This is a genomic window from Staphylococcus sp. 231237_7MaSpsaltlick (genome assembly GCF_043107035.1).
Genome location: NZ_JBICNX010000048.1, coordinates 1 through 10,481 on the forward strand (window position 1 = coordinate 1; position 10,481 = coordinate 10,481).

The 10,481-nt window shown below is 34.6% G+C and carries 9 protein-coding genes; all 9 read right to left on the bottom strand.

Going from position 1 to position 10,481, the window contains the following annotated elements:
* A partial coding sequence (gene rpsB, locus ACF91D_RS28840; RefSeq protein WP_392438204.1) for a 30S ribosomal protein S2 occupies positions 1–500 on the bottom strand: 500 nt, incomplete at its 3' end.
* Between the two features lie 274 nt (positions 501–774).
* Positions 775–1,548: a GTP-sensing pleiotropic transcriptional regulator CodY gene (gene codY, locus ACF91D_RS28845; RefSeq protein WP_042738857.1), complete on the bottom strand. Its 774-nt coding sequence runs from the start codon at positions 1,546–1,548 to the stop codon at positions 775–777.
* Positions 1,549–1,572: 24 nt separating this feature from the next.
* Positions 1,573–2,976 (bottom strand): ATP-dependent protease ATPase subunit HslU, encoded by a 1,404-nt coding sequence (gene hslU / locus ACF91D_RS28850; RefSeq protein ID WP_107589436.1) that lies wholly within the window; start codon positions 2,974–2,976, stop codon positions 1,573–1,575.
* Positions 2,977–3,122: 146 nt separating this feature from the next.
* Entirely contained in the window at positions 3,123–3,665 is a 543-nt protein-coding gene (gene hslV, locus ACF91D_RS28855; RefSeq protein ID WP_042738859.1) for an ATP-dependent protease subunit HslV, read from the bottom strand.
* A 3-nt stretch (positions 3,666–3,668) separates the two neighbouring features.
* On the bottom strand, positions 3,669–4,559 hold the full coding sequence (xerC, locus tag ACF91D_RS28860) for a tyrosine recombinase XerC (protein WP_107526952.1): 891 nt from the start codon (positions 4,557–4,559) through the stop codon (positions 3,669–3,671).
* Between the two features lie 117 nt (positions 4,560–4,676).
* On the bottom strand, positions 4,677–5,984 hold the full coding sequence (trmFO, locus tag ACF91D_RS28865; RefSeq protein ID WP_107513135.1) for an FADH(2)-oxidizing methylenetetrahydrofolate--tRNA-(uracil(54)-C(5))-methyltransferase TrmFO: 1,308 nt from the start codon (positions 5,982–5,984) through the stop codon (positions 4,677–4,679).
* Between the two features lie 161 nt (positions 5,985–6,145).
* Positions 6,146–8,212, bottom strand: a complete 2,067-nt coding sequence (gene topA, locus ACF91D_RS28870) for a type I DNA topoisomerase (protein ID WP_042738862.1) — start codon at positions 8,210–8,212, stop codon at positions 6,146–6,148.
* Positions 8,213–8,408: 196 nt separating this feature from the next.
* Positions 8,409–9,281 carry a DNA-processing protein DprA gene (gene dprA, locus ACF91D_RS28875; protein WP_107526953.1) on the bottom strand — a complete coding sequence of 291 codons (873 nt, stop codon included), beginning with the start codon at positions 9,279–9,281 and terminating at the stop codon, positions 8,409–8,411.
* A 277-nt stretch (positions 9,282–9,558) separates the two neighbouring features.
* Positions 9,559–10,464, bottom strand: a complete 906-nt coding sequence (sucD, locus tag ACF91D_RS28880) for a succinate--CoA ligase subunit alpha (protein WP_042738864.1) — start codon at positions 10,462–10,464, stop codon at positions 9,559–9,561.
* Positions 10,465–10,481 lie beyond the last annotated feature (17 nt).

The following is a 10,481-nucleotide window of genomic DNA, read 5'->3' on the forward strand; positions in this document are numbered from 1 at the left end:
CGAGGGTCAACTACGAATAATGCTTGAGGCATTGATTTCATATCACGAATTCCGCCTAAGAATTTAATTAAACGGTCATATTCTTTTTTAAGTTCTACAACTTCTTTTTTAGGTAATACTTCGAATAGGCCATCTTCTTCCATTTTTTCAATTTCAGAGATACGTTTAATACGTTTAGAGATTGTTTTATAGTTAGTTAAGATTCCACCCAACCATCTTTGGTTAACGTAGAATTGACCAGAACGCTCAGCTTCAGCTTTAACTGATTCTTGAGCTTGTTTCTTCGTACCAACGAATAAAACTTTACCGCCATCTTCAGAAATTTGTTTGATGAAGTTATAAGCTTCTTCTACTTTTTTCACTGTTTTTTGTAAGTCGATAATGTAAATACCGTTTCTCTCAGTGAAGATATATCTTTTCATTTTTGGGTTCCAACGGCGTGTTTGGTGACCGAAGTGAACACCTGCTTCTAGCAATTGTTTCATTGAAATTACTGCCATGATTAAATTCCTCCTATTGGTTTTCTACCTCCATAAAAAGCTCATACAAACACGATAATTAATTATCGCACCGTTTATACTTTCACTTCTTATGTGTGTATTGGCTTTATAGCCGTGAATAAATATATCACATCTGCATTAATAAAGCAACTATTTCATTAGTTAAATTATGACATAAAAAAAGAACGTGTTATAACATTGAACGAAATTTATAACACGCGTTCAACCTAGTCAATTCTCACGCTCTTTTTTTATATACAAAATAAAATACTTTTTATTTAAAACGATCTAATTCGTCTAAGAACTTATCTTTTTTAACTTTTATGAAAGTACCTTTCATACCGAGTGAACGTGACTCTATAACGCCCGCACTTTCTAATTTACGTAATGCATTAACAATAACTGATCTTGTAATGCCAACACGATCTGCAACTTTAGAAGCAATAAGTAGGCCTTCTTTTCCGCCTAACTCTTCAAAAATATGCTCGATTGCTTCACTTTCAGAATATGATAATGAGTTGATAGCCATGCTAATTGCAGCTTTATCTCGAGCTTCTTTTTCAACTTCATTATGCTTTTCTCTTAAAATTTCCATACCGATCACTGTTGCAGCATATTCACCTAATACTAAGTCATTTTCAGAGAAATCGTCTTGAACTCTACCTAATACTAAAGTACCTAAACGTTCCCCGCCACCTAGGATTGGGAAGATAGTTGTACGACTATCAGTAAATAAATCTTTATTTTCAGGAGGGAATACTGTGAGTACATTTTCAATGTCAATATTAGATTGTGTTTCCTTTACGTCCATTAATTGGTCTGTATACTCACTTGGGATATGACGGTTTTCAAGCATTTGAATAATACGTTCATTTTTTAATAATTCGTTTAAGCTTGATCCTAAAATCTTCCCTTTTCTTGAAACGATAAATACATTTGTTACCGTTACACTACTAATCGTTTGCGCCATATCTTTGAAATCAACGGCAATTCCTTTATGCTTTTGCAAAAGTGTGTTTAATTCTCTAGTTTTCGATAATAAGCTCATATTCTTACTCCTTTGTAATTTATATTATAAAATAAATGCACTTAAATCTTTATTTGTTGAGATTGTTTTCAATTTATCATCGACATATTGTGGTGTAATATCAACCACAGCATTCGGCATATTTGGTGCTTCAAACGATAAATCTTCAAGCATTTTCTCTAAAATCGTGTGTAGTCGACGTGCACCGATATTATCCGTATCTTGATTGACTTGGAATGCAATTTCAGCTAAACGCTGAATCGCTTCGTCAGTAAAGTTCACCGTCACATCTTCTGTTTGTAACAATGCTTCATATTGTTTGATAAGTGATAATTTAGGCTCTGTTAATATGCTAACAAAATCTTCTACTGAAAGACTTTCTAATTCAACACGAATTGGAAAACGACCTTGCAACTCAGGAATTAAATCACTTGGCTTAGCAACATGGAATGCACCAGCACCAATAAACAGCATATGTTCCGTACTTACAGTACCATATTTCGTTTGAATCATGCTACCTTCAAGAATTGGTAAGATATCTCTTTGAACACCTTGTCTCGACACATCTTGACCAGAATTTTGATTATTTGTAGCAACTTTGTCTATTTCATCAATAAAGATAATACCCATTTGTTCTGCTAGTTCAATTGCTTCTTGGTTTGCAGATTCTTGATCGATCAATTCATCTGCAAATTCATCTGCTAATATTTTTCTCGCAGTTTTTACTGGTACTTCTCGCTCTACCTTTTTCTTAGGCAATAATTGGTTCATCATATCTTGCATTTGTTGATTTTGGTTTGTACCTAACATACCCATAGCGCCTGGGTCTTGTTCAACTTTAATGCGAACCTTTTCTTCTTCTAGTTGCCCATTTAGTAATTGTTGTTTGATTTCAGAGCGTTTAGTTTTAATTTCTTCAGTTGGAGCTTCTTCCTCTTCGTCATTATTCTGTCCGAAGTTAGGCATTGCCCCTCCAAATAATGATTCCAACGGGTTGTTATTTTGGTTCGCTTTTTTCTTCATACTAGGTACTAACAACTTGACAAGTTTTTCATTTGCTTTCTCTCTAGCTTCATCTTCAACAAGTAATTTTTTTTGTTCCTTTACTAAACGTACTGCTACATCGACTAAATCTCTAACCATGCTTTCAACATCACGACCAACGTAGCCTACTTCTGTAAATTTAGTAGCTTCCACTTTGATGAAAGGCGCGCCTACAATTTTTGCCATTCTTCTAGCAATTTCTGTCTTCCCAACACCTGTTGGACCAATCATCAAAATATTTTTAGGTGCGATCTCTTGCTTTTCTTCTTCAGAGAGCAAGCTTCTGCGATATCTATTTCTGAGCGCAACTGCGACTTTACGTTTTGCATCTTCTTGTCCGACAATATATTCATTCAGACTTGAAACGATATCTTTTGGTGTTAGTTTAATACCATTCGTGTCCATATCTGTATAACCTCCATTTATGCATAATAATTAAAAACCAATAATTAAATGCCTTATCGCTATACAAGCAATTGCTTATACTTTATCCGATTTCAAATATTTTATACATTTTTATTACTATATTTAAACTATTCTGTCATTCTAATTTATAATTCCTCGACGATAATATGATCATTGGTAAACACACAAATGTCAGAAGCAACTTTCAGACTTTCATATGCCATTTCCTTTGCAGATAAATGTGTTGCATGGCGTTTCAGTGCTCTCCCTGCACTCAATGCATAATTACCACCTGAACCAATTGCAATTAAGTCATCATCTGGTGCAATGACTTCCCCTGTTCCACTTACAACTAGTAATGATTCTTGATCCATAACAATAAGCATCGCTTCAAGTTGACGTAATTGTTTATCGCCTCTCCATTCTTGAGCAAGCTCTACAGCAGCTCTTTCCAAATTACCTCCAAATTGTTGAAGCTTTGTTTCAAATTTTTCAAATAAAGTGAAGGCATCCGCAACGCTTCCTGCAAAACCAGCTAACACTTTATCGTTGTATAAGCGTCGCACTTTTCTAGCAGTATTTTTCATAATCACTTGTTCCCCAAGTGTTACCTGACCATCACCTGCCATCGCAGAATGACCATTATGTTTCACAGCATATATAGTTGTTGCATGTATAGATGTACTCATAATTTAATTCTCCTTTTTTGCACGTGGATGTGCATTTAAATAAACTTTTCTCAACTGATCATTTGTCACATGTGTATAGCGACCTGTAGTCGAAAGATTTACATGCCCTAACAATGATTGAACTGTTCTTAAATCGGCGCCTTGATTTAACATATGCGTTGCAAATGTATGCCGCAATTTATGAGGGTGAATTTCTGTCACGCCTGCCGTTCGTTTGACAACATCATTCAACACATAACGAACGCCACGCTCTGTTATAGGCGCACCGCTCATATTTACTAACAAATAATTGTGATTTGCATTTACCTTAGGTTTAAAGCTTTCTAAATATCGTTCAATACTTTGTTTACAAAATTCGCCAAAAGGAATAAATCTTTCCTTACTGCCTTTCCCTAACACCTTAACACCGGGTAAATTCATATCTAAGTCAGACATTTGAATATTTACTAATTCCGACACCCTTATGCCAGTTGCATATAACAGTTCTAAGATTACACGATCTCGCAATCCTTTTTTGGCATCCCTTTCAACTGTATCAAATAGCGCATCCATTTCCGCTTCATAGAAAAAATGTGGTAAGTATTGTTCCTTTTTTGGATGTACGAGCTGTACGAACGGATTAGTTACTTGATCATCTTGAGTCATCCAATATTCGTAAAAACTTCTCAGCGTAGAAATTTTACGGGAAACTGTCGTTCTTTTCAAGCCTTTTGAATATAAAAAACTCAAATAATTTCTTGCATCCTTATATTCAAAGGTTGCTAAATTTAAATATTCTTGAGATAAAAATGCATTAAACTGTTCTAAGTCATCGTGATATGACTTTAAAGTATGTTCTGAAAATTGTCTCTCAACTTTCAACATATACAGGTATGCTGTTTGGATTTCTTCCAATAAAAACCCCTCCATCAATAAGTATTCTAGCATATTGTGGAAGGGGACTGCGAAAAATAACTATTAAGTTGTGGTAAATTTTCTAAATTTTCGGAAACAAACGTTGTAAATTTATTATTATAAGGTTTGTTTGTAATTATCTAAGAATGATAATGCTCTATTAGCTAACTTTTCGTAACGTTCTTTTTTATCTTTAATTCTATTTTCAAGAGATGGCAATAAACCAAAGTTAGCATTCATAGGTTGGAAATTCTTTTCATTTTTAGCATGAGAAATATAATATGCCATACTACCAATCATAGTTTCTCTTGGGAAAATAACTTCGCCTTTACCTTGTAATTTATGAGCTAAGTTAATACCTGCTACAAGTCCACTTGCAGCACTTTCAACATAACCTTCAACACCTGTCATTTGTCCTGCAAAATAAAGTGATTCTCTTCCTTTTAATTCATAAGTCTCTGTTAAAACGTCAGGTGAATTAATAAATGTATTTCTATGCATAACACCGTATCTTACGATATCTACATTTTCTAAACCAGGTATAAGACGTATCACGTCTTTTTGGGCACCCCATTTTAAATGTGTTTGAAAACCTACAATATTATATAGCGTACCAGCTGCATCATCTTGACGTAATTGTACTACAGCAAATGGACGTTTCCCTGTCTTTGGATCTTCTAGTCCAACTGGTTTCATCGGTCCGAATAATAACGTTTTTCTACCTCGTTCTGCCATCACTTCAAATGGCATACAACCTTCAAAATATTTTTCCTTTTCAAATTCATTAACTGGAGCAACTTCAGCTGCCAACACCGCTTCATAAAATCTATCAAATTCTTCTTCTGTCATTGGACAATTAAGGTATGCCGCCTCTCCTTTATCATAACGTGATTTTAAATAGACTTTATTCATATCGATACTATCTTTTTCAATTATTGGTGCTGCTGCATCATAGAAATAAAGTTGATCTTTACCAGTAACATCTACAATTTCTTGTGCTAGATTACTCGTAGTTAGTGGTCCAGTAGCAATAATTGTGTAGCCATCAGGTATACCATCAACCTCTTCATTCAATACAGTCACATTAGGATGATTTTTTAAAGTTTCTGTAACATAACCTGCAAAGTCATGTCTATCAACCGCTAATGCACCACCGGCAGGTACTCGCGCTTTATCGGCAGCACTGATGATCAACGAATCTAATCTTCTCATCTCTTCCTTTAAAACGCCCACAGCATTTGTTAAGGCATTACCTCGTAGTGAATTGGAACAAACTAATTCTGCAAATTTATCCGTGTGATGTGCAGGTGTTTGTTTAACCGGTCTCATCTCTATTAAGTTCACTTTAATACCTCGTTGTGCAAGTTGGTATGCTGCCTCTGATCCTGCTAACCCTGCTCCAACTACATTTACCGTTTGAGTCATGATAAATCCTCCAATACATTAAAATAGCAACTACGACACGTATATCATATATTATAAAAACTGATTACCACTTTTTAAAATATGTGCCGTAAGTTGCTGTTATTATAATTTTTATTTTGCGCTAATAAGGCGCTATTATGAACATACTAATTTAATTACTATTACTTTTGTTCTTCTTCTTTGTAATCACAGTTTGAGCAGACAACCTGGCTCTTTCTACCTTGTTTCTTCTCAACAAGATAGTGTTCACATTTTGGACATGCACGTCCAACTGGTTTATCCCAACTTATGAAGTCACATTCTGGATATTTAGAACAACCATAAAACAGTCTGTTTTTCTTAGACTTTCTTTCCACGACGTCCCCTTCATTACATTTTGGGCATTTCACGCCGATTGACTTAATGATTGCTTTGGTATTACGACAATCTGGGAAATTTGAACACGCCATAAATTTACCATAACGTCCCATTTTAATTACCATTGGTGAACCGCATACTTCACAATCTTCACCAGCAGGCTCATCTTTAATTTCTATTTTTTCCATTTCTTCTTCTGCACGTTCAACATCTTGTTTAAAGCTATTGTAAAAATCAGATATAACCTTTTTCCATGCTATGTCACCTTCTGCTACTTTATCAAGTAAAGTTTCCATGTTTACAGTGAAATCGACATCAATAATTTCAGGGAAATAATCTTTGACTTGTTCATGCACAATTTCACCTAATTCAGTTGGTACAAATCGCTTACTTTCATTTTTGACGTAATTTCTTTTTTGAATTGTGTCAATTGTTGGTGCATATGTGGATGGTCTACCTATTTTTAATTCTTCTAATGTTTTAACAAGACGTGCTTCAGTATAACGTGGTGGTGGTTGGGTAAAATGTTGAGAAGGTTCAATATTTGTTGCTGTTACTTTCTCACCTTCATCAATATTCGGCAATTTATTTTCTTTACCATTCTCTTCGTCATCTTTAGCTTCGACATATAATGTCATAAAACCTTTGAACTTAATCGTCTGTCCATTAGCTCTGAACTTAATATTATTTTGTGTTAAATCCAAAGCTACTGTATCTAAAATGGCAGGTGCCATTTGACTAGCTACAAACCTTTCCCATATCAATTTATATAATCTGTGTTGATCACGCGTTAAATAATCTTTCATATCTGCTGGCGTTCTCAAAGTGCTCGAAGGTCTGATTGCTTCATGGGCATCTTGGTCGCCTTGACCTTTAGCTTTTCTATTAGATGTGTAATCATTTCCATATTTTTCTTGAATGTAGCCTTTTGCTTCAGCTTTGGCTTGGTCTGAAATTCTTGTGGAGTCTGTTCTCATATATGTGATTAAACCAACAGTACCCTGTCTCTTTAAATCGATACCTTCATATAGTTGTTGTGCTAACATCATTGTTTTACGAGCTTTAAAGTTTAATTTACGCGCGGCTTCTTGTTGTAAAGTCGATGTTGTAAATGGATTTGCTGGATATCTTGTTTTTTCCTTTTTCGTGACTTTAGTAACCTCAAATTGATCACCATCTAATTCCTTAGTGATCACTTCTACGTCATCTTTGTTAGTCAATTTATAAGGTTTATTTTTATAATGTAAGAATTTCGCATTGAATTTAGATTTCTTATATCTGAACTCACCTTCAATTTTCCAGTATTCTTCTGGTTTGAAGTTTCGAATTTCATTTTCACGATCAATAACAAGTCTTAATGCAACTGATTGTACACGACCAGCTGACAAACCTTTTTTCACCTTTTTCCATAATACCGGCGAAATATTATATCCTACTAATCTATCTAATACACGTCTAGCTTGTTGTGCATCAACTAAATCCATTTCTATGCCTCTTGGATGTTTAAAACTATCTTTCACAGCATCTTTTGTTATTTCATTAAATACTACTCTATTTTCTTTTGAATCTTCTAAATTTAAAATGTTCGCTAAATGCCAAGCAATTGCTTCACCCTCACGGTCAGGGTCACTCGCTAAAAAGACTTTCTTTGCTTTTTTAGCATGCTTTTTTAATTCCTTTACAACAGGACCTTTGCCGCGTATCGTTATATATTTTGGTTCATAATCATTATCATAATCTACACCCATTTGGCTTCGTGGCAAGTCTCTAACATGCCCCATTGATGCGATTACTTTGTATTTTTTACCTAAATATTTTTCAATGGTTTTAGCTTTTGCAGGCGATTCAACTATGACTAAATTTTCTGCCAAAGTAGTTACCCCCTTGCATTTCTTAATTACAAAGATAAATGATAAACGGTGTATTTTGTTTTTGTCAATGTTTTTAATTATAGAGTTACAATTTTAAAACATTGACCTGTTCAAATTACATCATCTATACACTCTTTTTGTGATTGAATTATTTACTCAGGTTAAACTGTACTACACTTTTACTGTTTTGAGAAATTTAAATATAATCTTCTATAATATCCATTGCATTAATCACAATTTTTGCGCCTTCCTGTGCACTTAATAAATTCCCTTTAACCATTGGATCAAATATACTTCCAGGTAATATATAGACATTTCTATTTTGCTCTAATGCAAATTGTGTTGTAATTAATGTGCCACTACGCTCCATAGACTCTGTAATCAAGACACCTTTAGATATACCGCTAATAATTCTGTTACGTTGAGGAAAGTAATATTTTTTTGGTGGATCATCAGGTAAATATTCGCTTATGACAATGCCATTTTGTTCTATGTATTGACGGACTTGTGCAGTTTCCTTTGGATAATGATGATTATGACCAAACCCTAAAACAGCAATAGTTGGCATTTGCCAATACATCGCACATTGATGCGCATAACAATCAGCACCCTTTGCTAAACCAGAAACAATACAAAAACGATGAGCTTGTAATGACTGAAATAACATATCTAGTGCTTGATAGGAGTAATGAGTTGCATGTCTTGAACCAATTACGGCTAATGTATGTGGAAGAGATAGTAAGTCCGTACGTCCTCTGTAGAATAAAATTAATGGAGGTTGATAAATTTCGCGAAGTATAGAAGGATAGTGACATTGGTCAATACTAACAAAATGCGTTTGACTATTGTTCAAAGTTGTTAGTATTTGTGTTATTGTTTCAGTCTGAAATTTCTGCGAGATAGTCGCTGAATGAGTGATCTTTGACATAGATAAGAATCGGGATAGTAATTGATGTTGATCATTGAACGGAGCAGTTAGAAAATGAGGAAATAATTTACATAAATTGTAGATTTGTGTTGTCGATAAACCTGCAAATCTTAGCTTTAAGTATAGATAACTACGTTTCATAGTTCCCTCCTTATACTTAAAATTATATACCAAGAATGTACAAATTCAATTTACAGTTATATGTCTTATAAGTTGAAAATTTAATCTGATTTTAAAAAGTAATTTTAAATCATTTGTAAATTGACTAATCATTTACAAACAACAATTATCTCAGAGAAAACATAGTAAAAAAATCAGTTTCTACTATTATAATAGGAGTATTGTAAATTTTAGGCACTTAAAATAGCACAAACCCCGACATACTTCGGAATTTGTGCTTATTTAGTGCATTATTAAATTATTTAACTGTTAATAATTCATCATAAATGCCAGCTTCTTTTGCTGCTTCGATTAAAGTCGTACCAATTTCAGATGGTGTGTCTGCTGTTTTAACACCACAGCTATTGAGTGTTTTAATCTTTTCATCGGCAGTACCTTTACCACCAGAAATGATAGCACCAGCATGACCCATACGCTTACCTGGAGGCGCAGTTTGTCCACCTACGAAACCAACAACGGGTTTAGTCATATTAGCTTTAATCCACTCTGCAGCTTCTTCTTCCGCAGTACCACCGATTTCACCAATCATAACTACAGCTTTAGTTTCATCGTCTTCATTGAACGCTTTTAGGACATCGATAAAGTTTGTGCCGTTAACAGGGTCACCACCGATACCTACTGCAGTTGTTTGGCCAATACCCTCTTCAGTTAATTGGTGTACAGCTTCATAAGTTAGTGTACCTGAACGTGATACCACACCTACATGACCTTTTTTGTGAATGTAACCTGGCATGATACCAATTTTACACTCATCAGCAGTAATAACACCTGGGCAGTTAGGTCCTACAACACGTGTTTTCTTGCCTTCAGAATAACGTTTCACTTTAATCATATCCACAACTGGAATATGCTCTGTAATACAAATAGCTAAGTCTAGCTCCGCTTCGATACATTCTAAAATAGCATCTGCAGCAAATGGTGCTGGTACATAAATTACAGAAACGTTCGCACCTGTTTCTGCTTTTGCTTCTTCAACTGTATTAAATACTGGTACACCTTCTACAACTTGTCCACCTTTACCTGGCGTTACCCCTGCAACAATTTGTGTACCATATTCAAGCATTTGTTTTGTATGGAAAAGGGCAGTTGACCCTGTAATACCTTGTACAATTACTTTTGTATTTTTATCAATAAATACGCTCATCTTAGTGCTCCCATCCT

Excerpts from the sequence above, each read along its gene's own strand:
- codY (WP_042738857.1), bottom strand. The coding sequence starts at position 1,548 with ATGAGCTTATTATCGAAAACTAGAGAATTAAACACACTTTTGCAAAAG.
- hslU (WP_107589436.1), bottom strand. The coding sequence starts at position 2,976 with ATGGACACGAATGGTATTAAACTAACACCAAAAGATATCGTTTCAAGT.
- hslV (WP_042738859.1), bottom strand. The coding sequence starts at position 3,665 with ATGAGTACATCTATACATGCAACAACTATATATGCTGTGAAACATAAT.
- trmFO (WP_107513135.1), bottom strand. The coding sequence starts at position 5,984 with ATGACTCAAACGGTAAATGTAGTTGGAGCAGGGTTAGCAGGATCAGAG.
- dprA (WP_107526953.1), bottom strand. The coding sequence starts at position 9,281 with ATGAAACGTAGTTATCTATACTTAAAGCTAAGATTTGCAGGTTTATCG.
- sucD (WP_042738864.1), bottom strand. The coding sequence starts at position 10,464 with ATGAGCGTATTTATTGATAAAAATACAAAAGTAATTGTACAAGGTATT.